Here is a 22,185-nt window from a genome sequence, read left to right as displayed (position 1 = left end):
TCAACGGATGATTTGCAGGAGACATGTCGTGAGCGAGACCACAAAGTTAACAGCGACCAAGGTCAGCGGTGGGAAGAAGATCAGCCGGCGCAGCCTGCTCAAGGCCGCCGGAACTGCGGGGCTGGCGGCAGCAAGCAACGTGCCGCTGGTCAGTATCGCGGGCGCGGCGTCGAGCACGATCAAGATCGGCTGGTGTGGTTGCTTGTCCGGTGTGCGCGCCGCCTTTGCCGAGCCCGATCCCTGGATCCACGAGCGTATGAAGAGTCTGGTCAAGAATGGCCTGAAGATCGGCGGCAAGAATTATGCGGTCGAATTCGTCATCAAGGACAATCAGTCCGATCCTAACCGCTCATCGGTCGTCGCCAGTGAACTCGTGCTTCGCGAACGGTGCGACCTGATCTTGGTCGAGGACGGCGACGCGGAGATCCCGATCGGCGAGCTCGCGGATGCGCGCGGCGTGCCTACGATTTCGACCATGCTGCCCTGGCAGGGCTGGATGTTCCCGCGCAAGTCGACGCCGGACAAGGGCTTCCCTTACACGTTCCATTTCTTCTGGGGCGCCGACGACGTCGTGAAGAATTTCGTCGGCATGTGGCAGTCGGTCGAGACCAACAAGAAGGTCGGAACGCTCTATATCGACAATCCGGCGGGCACGGCTTTCTCCGATCAGCAGCGCGGCCTGCCGGCCGGCATCAAGCAGGCCGGCTTTCAGGAGATCACGACCGGCAGCTTCCAGATCGCGACCGACGACTTCTCCAACCAGGTCTCCACCTTCAAGAACGCTGGCGCGGATATCGTCTCCGGCTTCACCTACGGCAATCACTGGGTGACGCTGTGGAATCAGGCTGCGCAGTCCGGGTTCAAGCCGCAAATTTGCACGGTCGCGGCCGCCTTCCTGTTTCCGAGCGCGGTCAATGCACTTGGAGATCGCGGCGACGGCATGTCGACGGAAGTCTGGTGGACGCCGGCCTATCCGTTCAAATCGTCGCTCACCGGCCAAAGCGCCGCGGAGCTTGCCGCCGAATGGGAGAAGACGACCGGCAAGCAATGGACGCAGCCGATAGGCTACGCCCACGCGCTCTGGGAGGTCGGTTTCGCGGCGCTGCGCAACAGCGACCCCAAGGACAAGAATTCACTGCGCGACGCCATCGCGGGGCTCGACCTCGAAACGGTCGTCGGCCGGGTCAAGTTCAAAGGCAGTCCGATCAAGAACGTCGCGGTTACCTCGTTGTCCGGCGGGCAGTGGCGGAAGAGCAAGGGCGGAAAGTCGCCTTACGAGCTCCTGATCGTGCACAACGGGACCGCGCCGTTCATCCCGAAGCAGGCCGATCTCGTGCTGCTCTCGAAACTTGCGTGAGCGAAAGCGCGGATCGACGCGGACACATGACGATGAGCGAAGTGCTGCGCGTTGCCGGCCTGAGGAAGAGCTTCGGGGTCATCCGGGTCGCTGATGACCTCGATTTCGCGATCACGCTCGGCGAATGTCTCGGTGTGATCGGACCGAATGGAGCCGGGAAGAGTTCCGTGCTGAACCTGATCGTCGGTCTGATCAGGCCGGACGGCGGCTCGATCAGTCTGGATGGCCGGGACATCACGCACGTGCCGGCGCATCGGCGCGCTCGGCTCGGCGTCGGTCGGGCCTTCCAGATTCCGCAGCCATTCCCGCATCTCACGGCCTACGAGAACGTGCTGGTGGCGGCGACTTATGGCGGCGGTCTGCACGGCGCGGCGGCGAGCGACTGGGCCATGGACGTGCTGAGCCGCACGTCACTCGCCGCCAAGGCCGACCGGATTGCTGGCGCCCTGCCGCTGATCGACCGCAAGCGGCTCGAATTCGCCAAGGCGCTCGCATCGAAGCCCCGCCTGATCCTGCTCGACGAGATCGCGGCGGGGCTGACCGAACCCGAGGTCGAGCGACTGATCGAGATCATCGCGGGCGTGAAGGCTGATTACGCAATGATCTGGATCGAGCACATTCCGCATGCCTTGCGGGCGGTCGCCGATCGCATCCTTGTGCTGAATTTCGGTCGCAAGGTGCTCGACGGCCTGCCCGCAGAGGTGATGGAAAGCCGCACGGTCAAGGAAATCTACATGGGATTGACGGCCGATGACGTTGCTTGAGGTCGAAGGTCTCAATGTCTTTCACGGCGACCTCCAGGCGGTCTTCGGGCTTGCATTCGAGGTCGCCGAACGCGAGGCGGTCGCGCTCGTTGGCGCCAACGGCGCCGGCAAGACTACCTTTTTGCACGCGCTGGTCGGCCTGATCGCCAGCAAACAGGGCAGCATTCGTTTTGGCGGCAGCGACATCCAGGATACTCCGGCGGAGATCATCGCGCGGCTTGGTCTCGGCATGGTGCCGGAAGGACGGATGCTGTTCGACACCCTGACCGTCGAGGAAAATCTCCTGATGGGGAAGGTGACCAAGCGGCCCGGGTCATGGACGCTGCGTCGGGTGTTCGATCTGTTTCCGGCCCTGGACGAGCGGCGGAACCACATGCCGAGGCAGCTTTCGGGCGGCCAGCAGCAGATGGTCGCCATCGGGCGCGCGCTGATGTGCAATCCGCGCCTGCTGCTCTGCGACGAGATCTCGCTGGGTCTGGCGCCTGTCATGGTCGAGCAGATCTACGGCGCGTTCAATGACATCCGCCGGGAAGGAACGGCCCTGGTGCTGGTCGAGCAGGACGTCAAGCGCGCCGCAAGCGCCAGCGATCGCATCTACTGCCTGCTAAAGGGGCGTGTGTCGCTGACGGCAAATGCAGGCGATGTCAGCGTCGCCGAACTGACGCAAGCCTATTTCGGGATGTGAGCGAGGGGACATGGCCTGGATCGAGACGCTGGTGAACGGAGCCCTGCTTGGCGGCCTCTATGGTCTGCTCGGCATCGGGCTTGCGCTTGTCTTCGGCGTGATGCGGCTGGTCAACATCGCGCACGGAGAGTTCATGGTGCTCGCCGCCTATCTCGCCGTGATCCTCGTCGGCCTATTCCCACAGGTCCATCCGTTGTTCGTGTTGATCCCGGTCGTTCTCGCGGCGTTCGGGGTCGGCTACCTCTACCAGGCTGCTATCATGAATCGGGTGGCGCGGGCACCCGATCCACTCGCGCCGCTGTTGCTGACCTTCGGCGTCTCCATCGTGTTGCGCAACCTGATGGTTGAAGTGTTCGGCGCCGACGTCCGGGGACTACAGCTCGGCGAACTCTCGCGCGCGAGCATCAAGCTGTTCGGGCTGAGCATCGGCGTCATGCCCTTGCTGACACTGATCGTGGCCGTGCTGCTGTTCCTGCTTCTGCAATGGGCGCTCAAGCGCACGACCTACGGCCGCATCGTGCGGGCGACCGCCGACCGGCGCGACATCGTGCGCCTGTTCGGAGTTAAGCCGGACCTTGTCTACAACTACGTCATGGGCCTGTCGTTGGCGCTGGGTGCGATCGGAGGGGTGCTGCTCGCGGTGCGATCGAGTTTCACGCCATTCTCGGGCGTGGAGCGCCTGCTGATCGCCTTTGAGGTCGTGGTGCTCGGCGGCATCGGGTCGTTCTGGGGGGCGCTGCTCGGTGGCATCGTGCTCGGCATGGCGCAGCTAGTCGGCCTGAAATGGGACCCGAACGCGGGCTTGCTTTACGCACACCTGCTGTTCTTCGTCATGCTCCTGATCCGTCCAGCGGGTCTCGTCGCGAGCAGGGCCTGATTTCATGTCGAAGGGAATTGCGATTTCAAGCGTCCTCGCCGCCCTGCTGCTCGTCGCGGGACCGTTGTTGCTCGGCGAGGGAGCCTTGCGCTTTGCGACCGAGTGCCTACTGATCCTGGCCATGGCGCAGATGTGGAATTTGCTCGCGGGTTATGCTGGTCTTGTCTCTTTCGGCCATCAGGTGTTCGTCGGGATCGGTGCCTACGGATTGTTCCTGATCTCCGATACCTTCGATCTGTCGCCCTACTGGGTGTTGCCGATCGCGCCGCTCGCCGGTGCGATAGTGGCTTCCGTTATCGCGCTCCCGCTGTTCCGCTTGCGTGAGGCCTATTTCTCGATCGCCATGTGGGTGTTCTCCGAGATCGTTGTGGCCCTGGTGATGAAAGCAGGCTGGCTCGGCGGCACGTCCGGTCTGCCGTTGAAATCCAGCCGGTTGCTCGACCTCGACTGGTTCGAGCCGGTGTTGTTCTGGATCTCGGGCACGCTGGCGCTGGGGACGATCGGCGGCTTGTTCATGTTGATGCGTTCCGGTTTCGGCCTCGGGCTGATGAGCGTGCGCGACAACGATCTTGCCGCAATGAGCGTCGGTGTTGATGTCCAGCGCAACCGGTTTATCGTCTTCGTGCTGTCGGCGGCCGGTTGCGGGCTTGCCGGCGCGGTCTCCTTCCTCGGCAATCTCTACGTCTCTCCCGCGGCTGCGTTCGACGTGAACTGGGTCGTCTATATGATGTTCATCGTGATGATCGGCGGCATCGGGACGCTGGAAGGCCCCATCATCGGCACCGTGATATTCTTCGGCTTGCGGGAGCTCATCACCGACCAGCTCGGCTTTTCGGCGGGCTGGTACTTGGTGGCGCTCGGTGCCATCGCGGTCATCGTCATGCTCTGGTCGCCGCGAGGTCTCTGGCCGCCGCTGCGCGATCGATTCGGCCTCAAGCTTCTCGGTGTTGGCCGGGCGGCACCGATCCCGCCACCAGATATCGCCCCGCTGGCCGGGAAGGCCGGACAATTGGGATAAAAGTCATGTCCTCTTGTGAAATGTCTGCTGACCAGATCTGTTTCCTCACCGCTACCGAGCAGAGGTCATTGTTGAAGGCGAGGCGCATCAGCGCGCGCGAGCTGCTCGACCTACATCTCGATCGAGTGAAGCGCGTCAATCCCTCCTGCAATGCCGTGGTTGCGCTCGACGAAGAAGGGGCGCGCCGTCAGGCTGGTGCAGCCGATGAAAAGATCGCGCGCGGCGAGATGACGGGACCGCTACATGGATTGCCGATGACGATCAAGGATTCGTTCGCTGTTACTGGCATGGCCGCGACCTGTGGGTTGGAGGAGTTGCGCGACTATCGCCCGGATGAGGACGCGGTCGCGGTCGCAAAAATCCGCGCCGCCGGTGCCGTGACTTTCGGCAAGACCAATCTGCCGGCGGGCGCCGCCGACCACCAATCTTGCAACACACTGTTCGGCCTGACGCGCAACCCGTGGCATGGCGAGCGCACCGTCGGCGGCTCCTCCGGAGGCTCGGCCGCCGCGCTTGCGGCGGGGCTGACCGCGCTGGAGCTCGGCAGCGACATTGGCGGCTCGATTCGCGTGCCCGCGCATTTCTGCGGCGTCTATGGCCACAAGCCGAGCCATGGTCTCGTCAGCACCGAAGGGCACATTCCGCCGCCACCCGGCCATGTCGCCCCCGTGGAGTTGGGCGTCGCTGGCCCCTTGGCACGCAGCGCGTTCGATCTCGAGCTGCTATTCGATGTGGTTCTCGGGACGTCCGATGTCGATGGCGCGGAGTTGCGGCTGCCGCCCCCACGCCACGATGATCTTTCATCGTTCCGCATTGCCGTCTGGAACGATGGGCAGGCTTATCCGCTGGATGATGCTTACGCAGCCGCGATCGAGAGTCTGGTCGATGATCTCGCACGCCTTGGCTTGAAGGTGGACAGGCAAGCACGACCTCCCATCGATCCAGCTTCAAGCTACGACGTCTATCTGCAAACCCTGTTCGGCATCATCGGCAGCGGCCTGCCGCCGCAGGCGCGCGAAGCGCTGGTCGCTGCCGGGGAGGCGGCGGAGAGCGGCAGCTATCCGCGCCGCATCGCCGCTGCGGTGGGCCAGTCGTTGTCCCAACATTTCGGAGCGACGGAAGCGCGGCATCAGCTCTATCGCGCTTGGCGCCAGTTCTTTGCCGATCACGACGTGTTGCTATGCCCGGTCACACCCACGGTGGCGTTCCCGCACGACATCGAACGTCTCGATCTCGCCGCGCAATTCACCCGGCGCCTCAACGTGAACGGCGGCACTATTCCCTACATGGACAATCTGGCGTGGCCGGGCCTAGTCACTGTCGCCAATCTTCCGGCCACCGCCATTCCGACGGGCCGCAGAGTTGGTGGCCTTCCCGCCGGTGTGCAGGTCGTCGGACCGTATCTCGGCGATCGCACCACACTCAGATTTGCCCAACTGGTCGAGCAGGCATTGGGCAGTTTCGCCCGGCCGCCCGGCATCTGATCGGCCAAAGCCATGCCAATCGACATTCGCACCGGTCGCCCCGTGACGCTCGCGCCGCGCGGAATGGTGACATCGCCGCACGCGCTGGCTTCGAGCGCCGGCGTCGATGTCTTGCGCGCCGGTGGCTCCGCCATCGATGCCGCGATCGCCACAAGCGCCGTCCTGGCGGTGGTGTATCCGCACATGACCGGGCTGGGCGGCGACGCGTTTTGGCTGATTCACGATGGACGGACTGGCGAAGCAAGATTCCTGAACGGAGGCGGAAAGGCAGCCGGTACCGCGACGCTGTCGGCATTGCGCGAGGGGGGCATGAGCGAGATCCCGCTGCGCGGGATCGTGCCGGCGACGCTCACGGTGCCTGGCGCCGTCGCAAGCTGGACCGAAGCGCATCAGGCTCATGGTCGCCTGCCGTTGGCGAAAGTGCTCGAAAATGCGATCGCTTACGCGCGGGACGGATTTCCAGTGACCGCGCGCCTTTCGAGTTTCATCGAGCTGATGCGAAACGAGCTTGCGGGACAGGCCGAAGCGGCTGCCTTGTTCCTACCTAATGGAGCGGCTCCCGCGCCAGGCGCTAAGCTCATCAATCCTGGTCTCGCGAACACGCTGCAGACGATTGCAGACGCGGGGTGGACCGGCTTCTATCGCGGTGCGGTTGCCGAGGAACTCGCGCGCTTCTCGTGCGAGGCGGGCGGCTTCTTTGGAGAGAACGATCTGGCGCGCCAGACGGCAAGCTGGGGCACACCACTGGTTGGTCGTTATCGGGACGTCGAGATCTACAACACCCCGCCGCCGACCCAGGGCTTTTCGGTGCTCGAGATGCTCAACCTGCTCGAGCCCCATGAGCTGCACAGGAAGGATCTGCTCGGCCCGGACCGCGTGCATCTGATGGTGCAGGCAAAGCAGATCGCCTATCACGACCGCGACCGCGTGCTTGCCGATCCAGCCTTCGCGGAAGTTCCGGTCGAAAGGCTGATCTCCAAAGCGTACGCGGCCAAGCGCGCCGAATTGATCGATACCCGCTTGGCGCTGCGATGGGACCAAGTCCCGTCCTACGGCAGTCTGGCCGGTGACACCGTCTATGTTGCCGCGGTCGATAGTGAGGACAACGCGGTCTCGCTGATCCAGAGCCTGTATGGCGCGTTCGGCTCCTGTCTGGTCGCGGGCCGTACCGGCGTCGTGCTTCAGAACCGCAGCGCCTATTTCTCGCTGGATCCCGATCATCCCAATCGCCTGGAGCCCGGCAAGATTCCCCTGCACACCTTGATCGCGTCGATTGCCAAGCGCGATGGCAGGCTGTGGAGCGTGCTCGGCTGCATGGGGGCGGACGGACAGCCCCAGATCCAGTTGCAGCTCTATTCCGCGATGATCGATCATGGCCTCGATATTCAGGAGGCGATCGAAATGCCGCGCTTCCTGTCGGGCCGTTTTGGCCTGGGCGAAGCGCGCGATACCCTGCACCTGGAGGGGCGCTTCTCCGATGAGGTTGTACGTGACCTTGCGCAGAGAGGCCACATCATAAACCGCTGGGAGGCTTGGAACGAGATGGCAGGCCACGCCCACGGAATAACGATCGATCCGCAAAGTGGCATATTGAGTGGAGGGTCTGACCCGCGCAGCGACGGCGCCGCTGTTGGTTACTGACTGCCCATCGTGCGACGAATACCCATTTGCGGTCGGCTAAGCCCGGTCGTGCGATCAGTAAGTCATTGAGTTTTCTAAGGCCAGGGCTGTCTCTTAATCAGCGGGTCCCAGGTTCGAGCCCTGGTGCGCCCACCATTTAAATCAAGACCTTAGCGAGACAGACCGTTCGAGAAGGCCGAACTAGAGCGGTTTTTCAAACAGTGTTTTTTGACGGCCAGGTAGGCGACGCATTGGGGCAGCTGCGCCGCGCTGTCATCGAAATAGTGCTTGAAGTCGACGTGGACCCTCATGTTGTCCGGGCGATAGGCCGCCATGTGATCGTAGAGAAGAACGGACGCCGCCTCGAAACGCCGATAGACCGATTTATGCCTCGGTGATCTCGATTCTTCCGTCTCGGGATCGTTCCCAACAGGAAGCAATCTAACCCGTTGCGCGCGGAAGCATGCCCTTTGCCGTTATCTCCGCCGAGAGTTCTTCGATCGTCTTGCGCTGCTCCATCGCGGTTCTTCGGATCAGTGCAAAGGAAGCAGGTTCGGTGAGCGCATGCGAATGCATTACCTGAAGAACGGCGGCGAGCACGATGCGACGTGACCGCAGACGCTGTTCGAGCTTGAAAATCTGTTGTTTCAACTCGCTCGTGCGTTCGTTCCGCTCGAATGCCATGACGAGAGCTGCATAGATGCCGGCCGATCGCAACGGCTTGATGAGAAACGAAGCTGGATCGAGTTCGAACACCAGCTTGAGTCGGCTTGGCGTCTCTGTGCCGAGCAGGGCGATGACAGGTGATCGCGTCAGGAATGCGCGTTGCGCCGGTTGCAGCAGGGGCAGGAATTCGTCGTCGATCAACGACAGATCCGGTGCGAAGTCGACGGGCTCCGCCGGCGTCCATGCGACACCCTCGAGTCCCAGACGCTCGAACTGGCGTCGCACGATGGTTGCGTCGCGTTCGTCTTTGATGGCGACGAGAGCCTTGCGTCCGCGTAGCGAAAATGAAGACGGTCTGCTCATTTCACAACCCGCAAATGCGGCGCGTTCGGCAATGCGCCGCCCGCCGAGGTTTCTTTCGACGGGCTGACGGCGACGTCGAGCTGCGTCAGGTAGGGATCAGGCTTAACAGGCGCGTCGGCTTCCCAGAAGATATCAAACTGTCCTTGCGGGTTGGAGACGGCAAGCCGCGGTGTAAGGACGCAATGATTGTTGCCGCCGTCGATCCACACCGGTCCTTGCGGCGAATTGTAGCGATATCCCGCCGCGGCGCGCCGCACTTCGGCAATGTCGGACGTGCCCGCGCGCTGCAGAGCGCGCGCCAGCAGATACACCGCGACATAGGCGGATTGACCGTCGACGGAGGGACTGCTGTCCTCGCCATAGCGCGCCCTCCAGCGCGTGACGAAGGCGCGGTTCTCGGGCAAGCGAATGCTCTCGAAATAGGCTGACGACGTGATGCAGCCGGCCGATGCAGGCCCGACGATCGCTAGTTCCGGCTCGCACAGGCTGCAACTCAGCATGGGAATCTCCAGGCCGGCAGCTTTGGTGCCGGCGTTGAAGGCGCGGATGAAGTCGTAGCTCGAGCTTCCGACCAGAGTGTTGAACACGATTGGCGGCTTTCGGCGAACGATCTCGTCGACGATGTGCCCAACCGCGCTTTCGCCGAGCTCGAGCAGTCGTTCCGCGAGGATGTGGCCGTTTGCCGCGCTGACCAATTCGCGGGTGACGCGATTGGTCTCCCATGTCCAGACGTAATTGGAGCCGACGCAGAAAAATTCCCGCGACAGATTGTCGAGAACGTAACGGACCAGCGGCAACACGTTGTGATTGGGCGAGGCGCCGACATAGATCACGTTGTCCGAGCACTCGAAGCCCTCATAGCGGGCGGGATACCAGAGCAGGCGATCGGTGCGCTCCACGATTGGGAGCACCTGCTTGCGCGAAGCCGAGGTGTAGCAGCCGATGATGTGCTCGACGCCGACGTTGCGGATGAGGTCGTCGCAGACCGTGTGATATTCGGAGACGATGCCGCGGGGGTCGCGGATATGGGGCGCGATCGAGAAGTCGAACTCCGCCTGGCCGTTGATCTCGTCGACCGCCATGATCGCGCTCTTGAGGATCTCGCGGCCCATCGCCTGATATGGCCCGGACTGCGAGCAGACGATGCCAACGGGAACAGACGGCTTTGTCATTGACGGCTTTCGGTCGCGGAACGCGAGCATGAGATCATCATCGCCGACGACAGCGCAAGTGGCTTGCCCTTTTGCTGCGCAGCACTCTCGAAATTTAGGCAGGCGGCATCGTTGACAACATGATGGGCAGTTACTTAGACTTTTCTCCTACAGGGCGACCTGTCGAACCTCGCGTGCGCTGATCTGGCCGATGACGTCCAGCTCTTTGCTACCTAATTGCTTCGTTCGATCACGGACCCTAAGCGACAGATCATAGCCGCGGCATTTGAGCCATTCGTCACCTCATTCGGGAGGGGCGGGTGGCTTTTTTCGTTTTTGCCGCCAGGACAGCTGGCGATGCGTCCGCATCGCCAGAACGGTGACGCATGCGCCTGACGGCCGTGTGTCATGTCGAGCGAGAGGATGAGGAGCAATGGCGGCAACAGATCTCCACTATCTTGGACTCGTCGAGATCGGACAAAAGCTCCAGGCAAAGGAACTGTCATCGGTCGAAGTCACCAAGGCGTTGCTCGGCCGGATCGACGAGCTCGACGGCAAGCTCAGGAGTTTTGCGTATGTCATGGCCGACTCGGCGCTTGCGGAAGCAGCCGCGGCCGAGAAGGAGATCGCCTCCGGCAAAATCAAGGGGCCGCTGCACGGTGTGCCGGTGGCGGTGAAGGACCTCTGCTGGGCGAAGGGCGCACCTTCCGCGCATGGCATGACGATCCATCGCGACTTCCGCCCCACTGAGGATGCAACGGTCGTCGCACGGCTGAAGGATGCCGGCGCGATCATCCTCGGCAAGCTGCAGCAGACCGAAGGCGCTTACGCCGACCATCATCCGAAGATCGATCCGCCGAGGAATCCGTGGAACGCGGATCTCTGGCCCGGTGCCTCTTCCAGCGGCTCCGGCGTTGCGACCGCGGCGGGCCTCTGCTTCGGCTCGCTCGGTACCGATACCGGCGGGTCGATCCGCTTTCCGTCCGCGGCGAACGGAGTCACAGGACTTAAGCCGACCTGGGGACGGGTCAGCCGTTATGGCGCATTCGAGCTTGCGGCGACGCTGGACCACATCGGCCCGATGGCGCGGAGTGCGGTCGATTGCGGTGCCATCCTCGGCGTGATTGCCGGGCAGGATCCCAAGGATACGACAGCGGTGCCGCTGGCCGTGCCCAATTATCTCGCCGGCCTGACCGGCGATCTGCGCGACGTGACCATCGGCGTCGACCGGCGCTGGACCAGCGAAGGCACCGACGGCGATGCGGCCAAGGTGCTGGCCGAGGGTTTGCGCGTGGCGGCCGATCTCGGGGCGAAGATCAAGGAAATTGCGTTTCCCGATCCCAAGGCGATCATCGACGACTGGTTCCCGCTTTGCGGCATCGAAGTCGCGGTCGCGCACGAGGATACCTATCCGGCGCGCAAGGACGAATACGGCCCGGCGCTGGCCGGCCTGCTCGAGCTCGGACGGCAACAGTCCGGTATGGACTACCAGAAAATCGTGCTCCGCCGCGAAGCGTTTCGCGGCGCTGTGCGCGCGCTGTTCGAGACGGTCGATCTCCTCGCGATCCCGGCCCAGGCGTTTGCAGCGCCGACGCTTGCCAAGATGGCAGCGCTCGGAGAGGACGCCTCGCTGATCGGAGGCCTGCTCCGCTTTACATGTCCGTTCGACATGACGGGAAGTCCGACCGTGACGTTGCCCGGCGGCTTTGCGGCGAATGGCGGCCCGGTCGGCTTCCAGTTCGTCGGGCGTCATTTCGACGAGGCACTCCTCGTTCGCGCGGGCGATGCGTTCCAGCGCGTGACCGACTGGCACAAGCGTCATCCCGCGATCTGAATCGAGGAGCCGATCACATGTCCGAAGACTGGTTGAAGACATCCATCATGGCCAGGCGCGCCGTCGCCAAGGGCGCGAGCGGCACGACCCATAGTCTCACGATCGAGCAGCAGGGCGGCTTCCACTACGTCTACGGTCCTTATGCCAAGCCGACCCTGTCGATAGATCCCGGCGGAGTGGTCGTCGTAGAGACCGAAGATGCCTTTGGTGGCGCGCTCACCAAGGAGACCGACAGCCCCACCGCGAAGTTGAACTTTCCCTATCTCAATCCGCAATGTGGGCCGATCGCGGTGAATGGCGCCAGGAAGGGCGACTGCCTCGCGATCTACATTCGCGACGTCGAGACCCGGGGCGAGCAGCCGGCCGGCACGACCTGCATCATCCCGGAATTCGGCGGACTGGTCGGGACAGGCTCGACGGCGCTGCTCAATCCGCCGCTGCCGGAACGCGTGAAGAAAGTGCATGTCGACAGGAACGGCGTGCGCTGGAACGACAGGCTCACGCTGCCCTACGAGCCCTTCATCGGCACGATCGGGGTCTCGCCGGAGATCGAGGCGATCTCTTCGCTGCAGCCGGACTATCACGGCGGCAACATGGATCTTCCCGACGTCGCGCCCGGCGCCATCATCTATTTCCCGGTGCACACCGACGGCGGGATGCTCTACGTCGGCGACTGCCACGCGACGCAGGGTGACGGCGAGCTCTCCGGCGTCGCGCTCGAGCAGCGCGCGACCGTCACGCTCCAGGTCGATCTGATCAAGAATTGGACCTTTGCGTGGCCTAGGCTCGAGACCAGGGACTTCATCATGACGATCGGCAGCGCGCGTCCACTCGAGGACGCAGCCCGCATCGCCTATCGCGAGCTCGTGCGGTGGATGGCGGCCGATTACGGCTTCGACGAGATCGACGCCTACATGCTGCTCAGCCAGGCCGGCCGCATGCGCCTCGGCAACATGGTCGACCCCAAATACACGATGGGGGCATCGATCCTGAAGAATTACCTCAAGCCATGACGTCAGCACTTTCAACAACAGGGGACATCACGATGAATTCGGGACTTAAGTTGCGTGCTATTTTGCTCGGCGCGATGCTCGGTACGGCAGCATCGATCGTTGGCGCTCATGCAGCGGAACCTCCGTTGAAGATAGGTCTGCTCGAGGACGTGTCGGGCGACCTCGCCTTCATGGGCATGCCGAAGCTGCACGGATCGCAGCTCGCCGTGGAGGAAATCAACAAGAGCGGCGGCATTCTGGGCCGGCAGATCGAGCTCATCCATCTCGATCCGCAGGGCGACAATGCGCGCTATCAGGAGTTCGGACGGCGTCTGCTCAACCGCGACAAGGTCGACCTGCTGATCGGCGGCATCACCTCTGCCTCGCGCGAGGCGCTGCGTCCGATCGTCGATCGTACCACGACACCGTACTTCTACACCAACCAGTACGAGGGCGGCGTCTGCGACGCCAGCATGATCAGCATGGGCGCGGTGCCCGAGCAGCAATTCTCGACGCTGATTCCCTGGATGGTCGAGAAATTCGGCAAGAAAGTCTATGTCATCGCCGCCGACTACAATTTCGGCCAGATCTCGGCGGAGTGGAACCGCAAGATCATGAAGGATCTCGGCGGCCAGGTCGTCGGCGAGGAGTTCATCCCGCTCGGCGTGTCGCAGTTCGCGCAGACCATCCAGAACATCCAGAAGGCGAAGCCCGACTGGCTGCTCACGATCAACGTCGGCGCCGCCCAGGATTCGTTCTTCGAGCAGGCGGCCGCGGCCAACCTCAACCTGCCGATGGGCTCGTCGATCAAGGTCATGCTCGGCTTCGAGCACAAGCGCTTCAAGCCGCCGGCGCTCAACAACATGCACGCGACCGCGAACTGGTTCGAGGAGATCGACACGCCGGAGGCGACCGAGTTCAAGAAACGCTGGCACGCCAAGTTCCCCGACGAGCTCTACATCAACGACATGGGCTACAATGCCTATAACGCGCTCTACATGTACAAGACGCTGGTCGAGAAGGCGAAGTCGACCAAGCTCGAGGACATGCGCAAGGTGATCGCGACCGGTGACGCCTGCATCGATGCCCCCGAGGGCAAGGTCTGCATCGATCCGAAGAGCCAGCACACCTCGCATCGGATGCGGTTGATCTCGGTCGGGCCGAAGCACGAGGTGAAGGTCGAGAAAGACTACGGCACCATCCAGCCTTACTGGCTTGGCGAGATCGGCTGCGATCTGACCAAGAAGAACGACAAGGATCAGTACACGCCGAGCCACCTTCCCAAGAAATCGTGACGTCGGGGCACGGATCTTGCTCGTGTTGAGCGTCACGAACTTGAACAAGGCCGGCGCCGCAACGATGCGGCGCCGGGAGCGGCAAGGGGATCAAGATGTCGGCTGAAGTGTTCTCGGTATTCTATCAGTTCGCCGACGTGTTCGCGTTCCTCATTCTCTCGGCCGCAGGCCTCGCCATCGTTTTCGGCATGATGGGCGTCATCAACATGGCGCATGGCGAGTTCATCATGTGCGGCGCCTATGTCACCGTTGGCCTCGTGAACCTTGGGGTCCCGCTCGCCGTCGCGCAGATCCTGGCGGCGCTGACGGCGGGCCTCATCGGTGTCCTGGTCGAGTTCCTGGTGGTGCGGCGCTTCTACAAGCGGCCGCTGGATTCGCTGCTCGCGACCTGGGGCCTCAGCCTCATCGTGACGCAATCGATGCTCCTGATCGTCGGCTCCGCCGTGCGCGGCATCGGAACGCCCGAGGGAAGTTTTGCCATCGGCGGCTACACGTTCTCGACCTATCGCCTCGTGCTGTTCGCCTGCGCCGTAGCTGTGCTGGCCGGGCTCTACATCATCTTCATGAAGACGCGGTTCGGCGTGATCGCCCGCGCGACCATGCAGAATGCGGCGATGGCGAAGGCACTCGGCGCGCGCACGGGCCGCATCTATGCCATCAGCTTCGGAATCGGCACCGGCCTCGCCGGACTTTGCGGAGCGCTCTACGCGCCGACCATGACGCTGATCCCGACCATGGGGGCGACCTTCGTTGTCGAGAGTTTTGTGACCGTCGTGATCGGCGGCGCCAACGTGCTGCTCGGAACGGCGCCGGCTGCGGTGTTCCTGGCGATGATCCGGATGGCGCTAAACGCGAGCTACGGCCAGATCATCGGGCAGATCGGTATGCTGGTGGCCGTCATCCTGATCATTCGCGTGTTGCCCGAAGGGCTCTCCAGCGTGCTGGTTCGTCGTGGGCGCTAGGGGGAAACGTTGATGTTGAAGCTGCTGGAAGGCCCACAGACGCTCGGACGCGGCAGGATGTTCTGGACCTGCTTCCTCGTTGTGTTGGGGGGAGCGCTGGCCTACCCGCTGTTCGCCGACTCCTACGATGTCGGCAATTTCGCCTACTTCCTGATCTGGATTTTCATGGCGCTCGGCCTCTGCCTGATGTGGGGCTATGGCGGCATGCTGTCGTTCGGCCAGACCCTGTTCTTTGGCATCGCCGGTTACGGTTACGGCGTGCTTGCGATCAACATGGGCGGCGGCACCGCGACGATCGCCGCGCTCGTGCTCTCCGTTGCCATCGCGATGATCGCGGCGGGCATCCTCGGCTATTTCATGATCTGGGGCGGCATCAACGGCATCTTCTTCGGCATCGTGACGCTGTCCGCAACGCTGGTGCTCGCCTTCTTCCTCGGACAAACGGCCGGACCGGAATGGCACATCGGCTCCGCGCGGCTGAACGGCTTCAACGGCATGAAGGGTATGGACCCTCTAACGGTGGGAGACGTCTACGTCGAGGGATCGGCGCTCTACTACGTCATGGTCGCGCTGATCGTGATCGTCTATCTCGCGCTGCGTGTTCTGGTGAATTCGGGCATCGGCAACGTCATCGTGGCGACGCGGGAGAATCCCCAGCGTGCGGAGATGCTGGGCTACGACGTCCGCAAATATCAGCTGCTGACCTTCGTGATCGGCAGCGGCCTCGCCGGCCTCAGCGGCGCGCTCTACACATCCTGGGGGCAGTTCATCACGCCATCCAGCATCGGCTTGCCGGCGGCCGCGATGCCGATCGTATGGGTGGCCTTCTCCGGGCGCAGCGATCTGACTGCGACGCTGGTTGGGTCATTTCTGCTTCTCTTCGGCTTTCAGACCATCACCGTCTACAGCCAGCAGGCGGCGCTGGTGCTGATGGGGGCACTGCTGCTCGCGACCGTGATGCTGGCGCCGCAAGGCTTCGTGCTCGGCATCGGCAAGCTCGCCGGCGACTGGTGGCAGGCACGCCGGCGGCGCAGCGACGTAGCCGAAGCCGGCCGCCTGCAACCGGAAGAGTCCTGATCATGGCTCTGGTCGAAGTCAAAGGCGTATCGAAGCGTTTCGGTGGGCTGACGGCGGTCTCTGGCGTCGATCTCACGGTCAATGCCGGGGAGATCCACTGCCTGATCGGACCCAACGGCGCCGGCAAGAGCACGCTGTTCAAGCTGATCGTCGGGCTCTATCCGCCGACCGAGGGCAACATCCTGTTCGACACCGTCGACATCACGGCCGAGCGGCCCTACGCGCGGGTGCAGCGGGGCATGAGCATCAAGATGCAGGCCCCGAGCGTCTTCAAGGAATTGCCTGTCCGCCAGAACATCCAGACCGCGCTGCAGGAGCGACTGTCCGGCCCGGAACGCATCGCCGAGGAGGATCGTCTGCTGACGCTGCTCGACCTGCGCTCGGACAGCGAGAAGCTCGCGGGCGCGCTATCGCACGGCCAGCAGCAATGGCTCGAAATAGGAATGGCGCTGGCGCTGAAGCCGCAACTGCTGTTGCTGGACGAGCCGACCGCCGGCATGTCTCCGGAGGAGACCTTCAAGACCGGCGAACTGATCAAGTCGTTCAACGCAGAAGGAATGACGGTGCTCGTGGTCGAGCACGACATGGCCTTCGTGCGCCAGGTCGCCCAGCGCGTGACAGTGCTGCATCTCGGCAGGATTTTCGCGCGGGGCAATCTCGAGAGCATCCTGCAGGACGAGAAGGTCGCTGAAATCTATCTCGGGAAAACCCATGCTCACTAAGCCCGATGCCGCCGACCGGATTCTGGACGTTGCGGAACTATGGGCCGGATACGGTGCGACACCGATCCTGCAGGGGGTGACCATGTCGGTCTCGCGAGGCGAGATCGTCGGCGTGATCGGCCGCAACGGCGTCGGCAAGTCGACCCTGATGCGATGCATCATCGGGCTGCTCCAAACCTGGCGCGGCACCATCAGTTTCGTCGGACAGGACGTGACTTCGCTGGAGGCCGACGCACGGGCGAGGGCGGGCTTCGGTTACATCCCGCAGGGGCGCGACGTGTTTCCGCAGATGACGGTCGAAGAAAACCTCGAGGTCGGTCGCTTGATCGGCGGTCCCGGAGGCAAGAAGCTGCCGGAGCTGGTCTATGAGTATTTCCCGCGGCTGAAGGAGCGACGGCGACAGGCCGCGGGCACCATGTCGGGCGGCGAGCAACAGCAGCTCGCCATAGGTCGCGCGCTGATCGGCAATCCGTCGCTGATGATCCTGGACGAGCCCTCCGAGGGTATCCAGCCGTCGATCGTTCAGCACATCTGTGAGGCGCTCCGGTCGTTCCGCAACGAGCTCGGAACCACCATCATCTTCGTCGAGCAGAATCTCGACACGATCCTGGCGATCGCCGAACGCTGCTACATCATGGAGAAGGGCAAGATTACGCGGTCGCTCGCAGGCGCCGATGTCAACGAGGACAACGTGCGCGAACAGCTTCTGCTCTGAACGGCCTCAGGCGTGCTTTCAAGTCGTCAATAGGGAGGGAAGAACATGGATCTCGGACTCAAGGGCGCAAAGGTTCTCGTCACAGGCAGCACCAAGGGGATCGGCAGGGCGATCGCCGACACCTTCGCGGCAGAAGGGGCCAATGTCGGCATTTGCGCGCGCAACCAGGCGGACGTCGACAGCGCGGTCACTGCGATCAAGGCGAAGGGCGTCGCCGCGTTCGGCAGCTCGGTCGACGTTTCCAATGGTCCGGCGCTCAAGGCCTGGGTAGAGGATATGGCCTCCAAGCTCGGCGGCATCGACATCGTCGTCGCCAATGTCAGCGCGTTATCGATCGGGCAGGACGAGGAGAGCTGGGAGAAGGAGTTCTCCACCGACATGATGGGCACGGTGCGGCTGATCAATGCGGCGATGCCATATCTGGAGAAGAGCAAGGCCGCCGCGATCGTCACCATCTCCAGCGTGTCGGGCCGCGAGGTCGATTTCGCCAGCGGTCCCTACGGCACATTCAAGGCCGCGATCATCCACTACACGCAGGGGCTCGCCTTCCAGCTCGCCGGCAAGGGCATCCGCGCCAACTCGGTGTCGCCGGGCAACACCTATTTCGAGGGCGGTGTCTGGAATCAGATCAAGGACGGCAATCCCGAGCTGTACAAGACTGCGCTGGCGCTCAATCCGACCGGCCGCATGGGCACGCCGCAGGAAATGGCAAACGGCGCGGTCTTTCTTGCCAGCAAGGCTGCGAGCTTTATCACCGGGACCAACCTCGTGGTCGACGGTGCGCTCACGCGCGGGGTGCAGTTTTAGGCGCATTCCGAGCCGTGCAGCGACGAAACCGGGCCGTCAGCGGCGCCGGCGGGCAGGGCCATTTTCCGACAATAACAAGGCTGTCAGATGTCAGCAGATCCAATCCACTACAAGTCGATCACCGAGCTCTCCGAGCTGTTCCGCCGCGGCGAGCTTCTACCCTCGAAAGTGACCGAGGCCATGCTGAGCCGGATCGCCAGGCTCGACGGCAAATTCCACGGCTATGCGCTCGTCCTTGCCGAGCGCGCCATCGCACAGGCGAAGCGCTGTGACGCCGAGCTCGCCAAGGGCATCTGGCGCGGGCCGTTGCATGGCGTGCCGATCGGACTGAAGGACCTCTGCTACACGACCTTTGCGCCGACGGCTGGTGGCACCATGATCCACGCCAAATTCGTCCCGTCCTTCAACGCGACGATCGTGGACCGGCTCGAACAGGCCGGCGCCGTCACGCTTGGCAAGCTAAAAATGACCGAGGGCGCCTACACCAGCCACCATCCGAACGACCAAGCGCCGCTCAATCCCTGGGGTGTCGATTACTGGGTCGGCTCGTCCTCGAGCGGATCGGGTGTGGCGACGTCGGCGGGGCTCTGCTTCGGCTCGATCGGTAGCGACACCGGCGGCTCAATCCGGTTTCCGTCGGCAACATGCGGGTTGACCGGGATCAAGCCGACCTGGGGACGCGTTAGCCGCTATGGAGTCTTCCCCCTGGCGGATTCGCTCGATCATGTCGGGCCGATGTGCCGGAGCGCAGCCGATGCAGCCGCCATGCTCGGCGTCATCGCGGGCGCCGATGTCAACGATCCGACGGCCCTGCAGGCGCCGGTGCCGGACTATCTCGCAGGTATCGGTGGCGGGGTCCGAGGCCTGCGGATCGGCGTAGACCGCAGCTACACCCAGAACGGAATCGATCCGCAAGTGGCCGCCGCGTTGCTGGAAGCCGAGCGGACGCTCGCTGCGCTTGGGGCCGATATCCGCGAGGTCAGGTTCCCGGCCTACGAGAAGCTGGTAAGCATGTGGATTCCGATGTGCTCGATCGAGACCGCAGAGGCGCATCTCGAAACCTATCCGTCCCGGAAGTCGGAATACGGCCCCGATCTAGCGCAATTGATCGAGCAGGGCAGATCGATGAGCGGCGTCGAGATCGCGCAGATCCATCACGAGAGGCTGAAGTTCTGCGGCAGCTTGGCGGCCCTGTTTGCCGATATCGACCTGCTCCTGATCCCCACCATGCCCGTGCCGATTCCGACGCTGACCAAGATGGGCGAGTACGGCGCGGATCCGAACGTGCTGCTCAGCATCTTGCGCTTCACCGCGGTGTTCGACTTCTCGGGCAGTCCGACCATCACGCTGCCGAATGGCATGGCGTCGGATAGCCTGCCGCTCAGCATGCAGCTCGTCGGCCCGCATCTGTCGGAGGATGTGCTCGCCCGCACCGGGCATGCGTTCCAGTCGGTGACGGACTGGCACACTCGTCGTGCCCCGATCGATTGACTTTCTGGCCCGGTCGGGGGCCGAACCACCGCTTTTCGCATCATGACCACATTGGCGAGCCAAAATGACCAATTCTGCCAGGTGAAATCAAGTCAGCCGATTCGGTCGTCGCTCGAATCGTCGAAGCCAGGTTGCCAGTGCGGAGGTACGCGCACGAAACCAAGTCGCGCCTTCCTCAGAACTGCGCTGTCATTGTCGTCCGCGCCGTGATCCTCCCAATACCCACAAAGTAACGACCGGTAGTTCTCAAGGGCGGCTTTCTCTACGCACTCATCTCCGGCCGTGACGAAGGCTGCTGTCAGTTGCCGGGCCACGAATGGGGCAGCTGTACTGGTGCCGTCCAATCGGGACCGTGCGCCGCTCCGAACCCCCGCTGCGATCGTTCCGGTCAGGACTCGTGATCGGTCAGACATGGATGAGCACGCGACCCTGGCCTCCGGCCATCCACTTTCGAGCGCCCCTGCAGAGCTGTAGGCTGCTGGACGGACGCCTTTGAGGGAAGAGCCGAGCCCAGCGCCAAGTCTATAACCGCCCACGATCAGCGAGGTGCGACCGGTGGCCAATCCGTTGAGGCTGCCGAAGCGACGAACGATCGATCCCGCCGCATCCGTTTCACTGAGATCTCCCTCAGGGGTGTAGCGAGTATTCGCAGGTTGATCGAAATAGCTCTGCCGACTCCCCGAGCGCAGACCTTCGGGGTCCGCGGCACGTTGGATCCAGCATTGGATCGGCTGCTCAAGCGGTGCAGTGTTCTCGTCTCGGTTGATCACGACGGTCCATTGGCCGGATTCGATGGCCGGAAGTGAAGCCATTTCCGGTTCCGTTGGCGCCAGGATGACCAAGACCCGCCATCGTTGCCCCCTGTGCAAATCAGCACTGATCAGACCTACTGGCCGGCCTTCGGCGTTCAAGAGGGGTTTGTGTGATCTTGGATCGCCGCCCGTCTTCATCTGATCGAATTGAACAGGCAAGGAGACGCGTGAGCGATCGAGAGGATCGATCAATTTGATCGTGTAGCCGGATGGCTCCAAGTTCCTCGCAAACCAGAGCTCGAGATAGCTGGGTGTCCGATCGTTTGGTTGGATGCGCCAATTCAGCCTGGCTTGTCCGCGATCGAAATCCGCTTCGCTGACGACCGCGTGCAAGCGATCGAGAAAGCTATTTCCGCTCGGCACCACGAGAGCCGTCGGGCCTGTCGAGTGGCGGCGGAGCGCAACCATCTCATCGATCGCTGCCTCGAGCTCCGTCCCGCCGTCGTGACGCCCTCCGGAAAAACCATAGCTGAAGTTGATGACCAGGCGCGGCTTGTCGATGCCGTATCCTCTGGCGATGACGTCGGCACGGTCGAAGATGTAGTGAAATGCCGACAACATGTACATGTCCTTGCCGAAGCCTGACGTATCCCAGGCGACGGTGTTTGGTAACTGCACGCCGATAATGCGAATTTCTTCGCTTGGGTCGTCACCGCGTTCAGAGGCGCATCCAGCGGCAAGATCCATGACGTGAGCACCGTGGGTAGCGCGCCGGTCGATCAGGCTGCCTAGGGCCTCCGTGTCGACGGCTGCTCCGGCCTTGCGGTACAGCGTGTCTTCGTCGTCTCCGTATTGCGCGATGTAATCCTCGATCTGGCTCCGCATGTATTCCCGCCCGAACAGAACGCTGTCCTGCTGCGGATTGGCGATGGCTGATTGCAGCCAACAGAACTCAACGCGTGTTCGCGTCCCGCCAAGGTCTCGAAAATTACGGTGCGCGAAGGGCAGGCCATCGTCGATGACCGCGATGATGGTGATTCGCTTTTGCCCTGATATCCGTCCGCGGAGCCCGTCGTCGGGGCGCCAGTCCGGCCGCTCCGGATAGCGCCCTTGACCAGGATGCATCGCTCGCTCAGGCACCGGAAATGCAACGCGTGTCCGAGCCTCCTCTATCGTGGCAAAATTCGCATCGATGGCGAATTCCGTGTTCAATTGCATCAGGCCTCTGCTGATAAGGTTGCGAAGCGCTTTCGGCCCCTTGACGTCGTCGAGCGGGTTCTCGACGACGAAGGGAACGAAGGACAGCTTTGCGGCATTCCACAGCGTCGGAAACCATGCGATTCGACGGTCCCCCCGAAGATTGGAGATGGCGTTGATATTCGCCGCTTTCGGGAATTCGGCTAGAGCGGTGATGTATTTCGCGTGGTCGCGGATGGCCGGAAAGGAATAGCCTTGGCCAATTCCGAAGTTCCAGAACTCGTAGGGGCTGAGGTAGACTGGCACGCCGTCTGAGCCATCAGCAAGATCATCGCTCGCGCCATCGTCTGTCATGA

General features: G+C 62.9%; 19 protein-coding genes. 16 read left to right on the top strand and 3 right to left on the bottom strand.

What is annotated here, in order from left to right:
* Nucleotides 1-28 precede the first annotated feature (28 nt).
* From K410_RS0127885 to ggt, 7 genes are all read left to right on the top strand, one after another.
* Entirely contained in the window at nucleotides 29-1,357 is a 1,329-nt protein-coding gene (locus K410_RS0127885) for an ABC transporter substrate-binding protein (protein WP_245269558.1), read from the top strand.
* Nucleotides 1,358-1,389: 32 nt separating this feature from the next.
* Complete coding sequence (locus K410_RS0127880; RefSeq protein WP_028137921.1) at nucleotides 1,390-2,121, top strand: ABC transporter ATP-binding protein; 732 nt, start codon at nucleotides 1,390-1,392, stop codon at nucleotides 2,119-2,121.
* Nucleotides 2,108-2,806, top strand: coding sequence for an ABC transporter ATP-binding protein (locus tag K410_RS0127875; RefSeq protein WP_049820359.1), 699 nt, complete (start codon nucleotides 2,108-2,110; stop codon nucleotides 2,804-2,806). Before K410_RS0127880 ends, K410_RS0127875 begins: the two co-directional genes overlap by 14 nt.
* A 10-nt stretch (nucleotides 2,807-2,816) precedes the next feature.
* The gene (locus K410_RS0127870) at nucleotides 2,817-3,683 is read left to right on the top strand and encodes a branched-chain amino acid ABC transporter permease (protein WP_028137919.1); all 867 of its coding nucleotides are present in this window, start codon (nucleotides 2,817-2,819) and stop codon (nucleotides 3,681-3,683) included.
* A gap of 85 nt (nucleotides 3,684-3,768) precedes the next feature.
* Complete coding sequence (locus K410_RS37375; RefSeq protein WP_245269556.1) at nucleotides 3,769-4,701, top strand: branched-chain amino acid ABC transporter permease; 933 nt, start codon at nucleotides 3,769-3,771, stop codon at nucleotides 4,699-4,701.
* Nucleotides 4,702-4,706: 5 nt separating this feature from the next.
* Nucleotides 4,707-6,185: an amidase gene (locus K410_RS0127860; protein WP_349509810.1), complete on the top strand. Its 1,479-nt coding sequence runs from the start codon at nucleotides 4,707-4,709 to the stop codon at nucleotides 6,183-6,185.
* 12 nt (nucleotides 6,186-6,197) lie between these two features.
* A complete protein-coding gene (gene ggt, locus K410_RS0127855) occupies nucleotides 6,198-7,826 on the top strand; it encodes a gamma-glutamyltransferase (protein WP_028137917.1) in 1,629 nt (542 codons plus the stop codon).
* A 420-nt stretch (nucleotides 7,827-8,246) separates the two neighbouring features.
* Here ggt and K410_RS0127845 read toward each other — a convergent pair whose 3' ends face one another.
* Both K410_RS0127845 and K410_RS0127840 read right to left on the bottom strand, forming a co-directional pair.
* Nucleotides 8,247-8,834 (bottom strand): ANTAR domain-containing response regulator, encoded by a 588-nt coding sequence (locus K410_RS0127845; protein ID WP_028137916.1) that lies wholly within the window; start codon nucleotides 8,832-8,834, stop codon nucleotides 8,247-8,249.
* Nucleotides 8,831-10,006, bottom strand: a complete 1,176-nt coding sequence (locus K410_RS0127840; protein WP_028137915.1) for a transporter substrate-binding domain-containing protein — start codon at nucleotides 10,004-10,006, stop codon at nucleotides 8,831-8,833. Before K410_RS0127840 ends, K410_RS0127845 begins: the two co-directional genes overlap by 4 nt.
* A 412-nt stretch (nucleotides 10,007-10,418) precedes the next feature.
* On the opposite strand from K410_RS0127840, the gene K410_RS0127835 reads away from it, so the two are divergent.
* The 9 genes from K410_RS0127835 (at nucleotide 10,419) to K410_RS0127795 (ending at nucleotide 19,880) form a co-directional block, all read left to right on the top strand.
* Nucleotides 10,419-11,819 (top strand): amidase, encoded by a 1,401-nt coding sequence (locus tag K410_RS0127835; RefSeq protein ID WP_028137914.1) that lies wholly within the window; start codon nucleotides 10,419-10,421, stop codon nucleotides 11,817-11,819.
* Between the two features lie 17 nt (nucleotides 11,820-11,836).
* On the top strand, nucleotides 11,837-12,832 hold the full coding sequence (locus tag K410_RS0127830) for an acetamidase/formamidase family protein (RefSeq protein ID WP_028137913.1): 996 nt from the start codon (nucleotides 11,837-11,839) through the stop codon (nucleotides 12,830-12,832).
* 74 nt (nucleotides 12,833-12,906) lie between these two features.
* The gene (locus K410_RS0127825) at nucleotides 12,907-14,106 is read left to right on the top strand and encodes an urea ABC transporter substrate-binding protein (RefSeq protein WP_196236091.1); all 1,200 of its coding nucleotides are present in this window, start codon (nucleotides 12,907-12,909) and stop codon (nucleotides 14,104-14,106) included.
* A 95-nt stretch (nucleotides 14,107-14,201) separates the two neighbouring features.
* A complete protein-coding gene (locus K410_RS0127820) occupies nucleotides 14,202-15,068 on the top strand; it encodes an ABC transporter permease subunit (protein ID WP_049820356.1) in 867 nt (288 codons plus the stop codon).
* Between the two features lie 12 nt (nucleotides 15,069-15,080).
* Complete coding sequence (locus K410_RS0127815; RefSeq protein WP_028137910.1) at nucleotides 15,081-16,145, top strand: branched-chain amino acid ABC transporter permease; 1,065 nt, start codon at nucleotides 15,081-15,083, stop codon at nucleotides 16,143-16,145.
* Between the two features lie 2 nt (nucleotides 16,146-16,147).
* The gene (locus K410_RS0127810) at nucleotides 16,148-16,867 is read left to right on the top strand and encodes an ABC transporter ATP-binding protein (RefSeq protein ID WP_028137909.1); all 720 of its coding nucleotides are present in this window, start codon (nucleotides 16,148-16,150) and stop codon (nucleotides 16,865-16,867) included.
* Entirely contained in the window at nucleotides 16,857-17,582 is a 726-nt protein-coding gene (locus tag K410_RS0127805) for an ABC transporter ATP-binding protein (RefSeq protein WP_080672266.1), read from the top strand. The genes K410_RS0127810 and K410_RS0127805 overlap by 11 nt, the downstream gene beginning before the upstream one ends.
* Before the next feature lie 45 nt (nucleotides 17,583-17,627).
* Entirely contained in the window at nucleotides 17,628-18,389 is a 762-nt protein-coding gene (locus K410_RS0127800) for an SDR family NAD(P)-dependent oxidoreductase (RefSeq protein ID WP_028137907.1), read from the top strand.
* An 87-nt stretch (nucleotides 18,390-18,476) separates the two neighbouring features.
* Nucleotides 18,477-19,880, top strand: coding sequence for an amidase (locus K410_RS0127795; protein WP_028137906.1), 1,404 nt, complete (start codon nucleotides 18,477-18,479; stop codon nucleotides 19,878-19,880).
* Between the two features lie 92 nt (nucleotides 19,881-19,972).
* Here K410_RS0127795 and K410_RS0127790 read toward each other — a convergent pair whose 3' ends face one another.
* Nucleotides 19,973-22,183 (bottom strand): S8/S53 family peptidase, encoded by a 2,211-nt coding sequence (locus tag K410_RS0127790; RefSeq protein WP_155253722.1) that lies wholly within the window; start codon nucleotides 22,181-22,183, stop codon nucleotides 19,973-19,975.
* Nucleotides 22,184-22,185 lie beyond the last annotated feature (2 nt).

Origin of the sequence: Bradyrhizobium sp. 22 (genome assembly GCF_000482425.1) — a bacterium.
Taxonomy (GTDB): Bacteria; Pseudomonadota; Alphaproteobacteria; order Rhizobiales; family Xanthobacteraceae; genus Bradyrhizobium; species Bradyrhizobium japonicum_B.
Note: the sequence above shows the minus strand (reverse complement) of the source record. Positions and strands in the feature narration are given on the sequence as shown.

What these genes read in the sequence shown, in the direction of transcription:
- K410_RS0127880 (WP_028137921.1), top strand. Translation starts at nt 1,390, where the DNA reads ATGAGCGAAGTGCTGCGCGTTGCCGGCCTGAGGAAGAGCTTCGGGGTC.
- K410_RS0127875 (WP_049820359.1), top strand. Translation starts at nt 2,108, where the DNA reads ATGACGTTGCTTGAGGTCGAAGGTCTCAATGTCTTTCACGGCGACCTC.
- K410_RS0127870 (WP_028137919.1), top strand. Translation starts at nt 2,817, where the DNA reads ATGGCCTGGATCGAGACGCTGGTGAACGGAGCCCTGCTTGGCGGCCTC.
- K410_RS0127860 (WP_349509810.1), top strand. Translation starts at nt 4,707, where the DNA reads ATGTCCTCTTGTGAAATGTCTGCTGACCAGATCTGTTTCCTCACCGCT.
- ggt (WP_028137917.1), top strand. Translation starts at nt 6,198, where the DNA reads ATGCCAATCGACATTCGCACCGGTCGCCCCGTGACGCTCGCGCCGCGC.
- K410_RS0127845 (WP_028137916.1), bottom strand. Translation starts at nt 8,834, where the DNA reads ATGAGCAGACCGTCTTCATTTTCGCTACGCGGACGCAAGGCTCTCGTC.
- K410_RS0127840 (WP_028137915.1), bottom strand. Translation starts at nt 10,006, where the DNA reads ATGACAAAGCCGTCTGTTCCCGTTGGCATCGTCTGCTCGCAGTCCGGG.
- K410_RS0127835 (WP_028137914.1), top strand. Translation starts at nt 10,419, where the DNA reads ATGGCGGCAACAGATCTCCACTATCTTGGACTCGTCGAGATCGGACAA.
- K410_RS0127830 (WP_028137913.1), top strand. Translation starts at nt 11,837, where the DNA reads ATGTCCGAAGACTGGTTGAAGACATCCATCATGGCCAGGCGCGCCGTC.
- K410_RS0127825 (WP_196236091.1), top strand. Translation starts at nt 12,907, where the DNA reads ATGCTCGGTACGGCAGCATCGATCGTTGGCGCTCATGCAGCGGAACCT.
- K410_RS0127820 (WP_049820356.1), top strand. Translation starts at nt 14,202, where the DNA reads ATGTCGGCTGAAGTGTTCTCGGTATTCTATCAGTTCGCCGACGTGTTC.
- K410_RS0127815 (WP_028137910.1), top strand. Translation starts at nt 15,081, where the DNA reads ATGTTGAAGCTGCTGGAAGGCCCACAGACGCTCGGACGCGGCAGGATG.
- K410_RS0127810 (WP_028137909.1), top strand. Translation starts at nt 16,148, where the DNA reads ATGGCTCTGGTCGAAGTCAAAGGCGTATCGAAGCGTTTCGGTGGGCTG.
- K410_RS0127805 (WP_080672266.1), top strand. Translation starts at nt 16,857, where the DNA reads ATGCTCACTAAGCCCGATGCCGCCGACCGGATTCTGGACGTTGCGGAA.
- K410_RS0127800 (WP_028137907.1), top strand. Translation starts at nt 17,628, where the DNA reads ATGGATCTCGGACTCAAGGGCGCAAAGGTTCTCGTCACAGGCAGCACC.
- K410_RS0127795 (WP_028137906.1), top strand. Translation starts at nt 18,477, where the DNA reads ATGTCAGCAGATCCAATCCACTACAAGTCGATCACCGAGCTCTCCGAG.
- K410_RS0127790 (WP_155253722.1), bottom strand. Translation starts at nt 22,183, where the DNA reads ATGACAGACGATGGCGCGAGCGATGATCTTGCTGATGGCTCAGACGGC.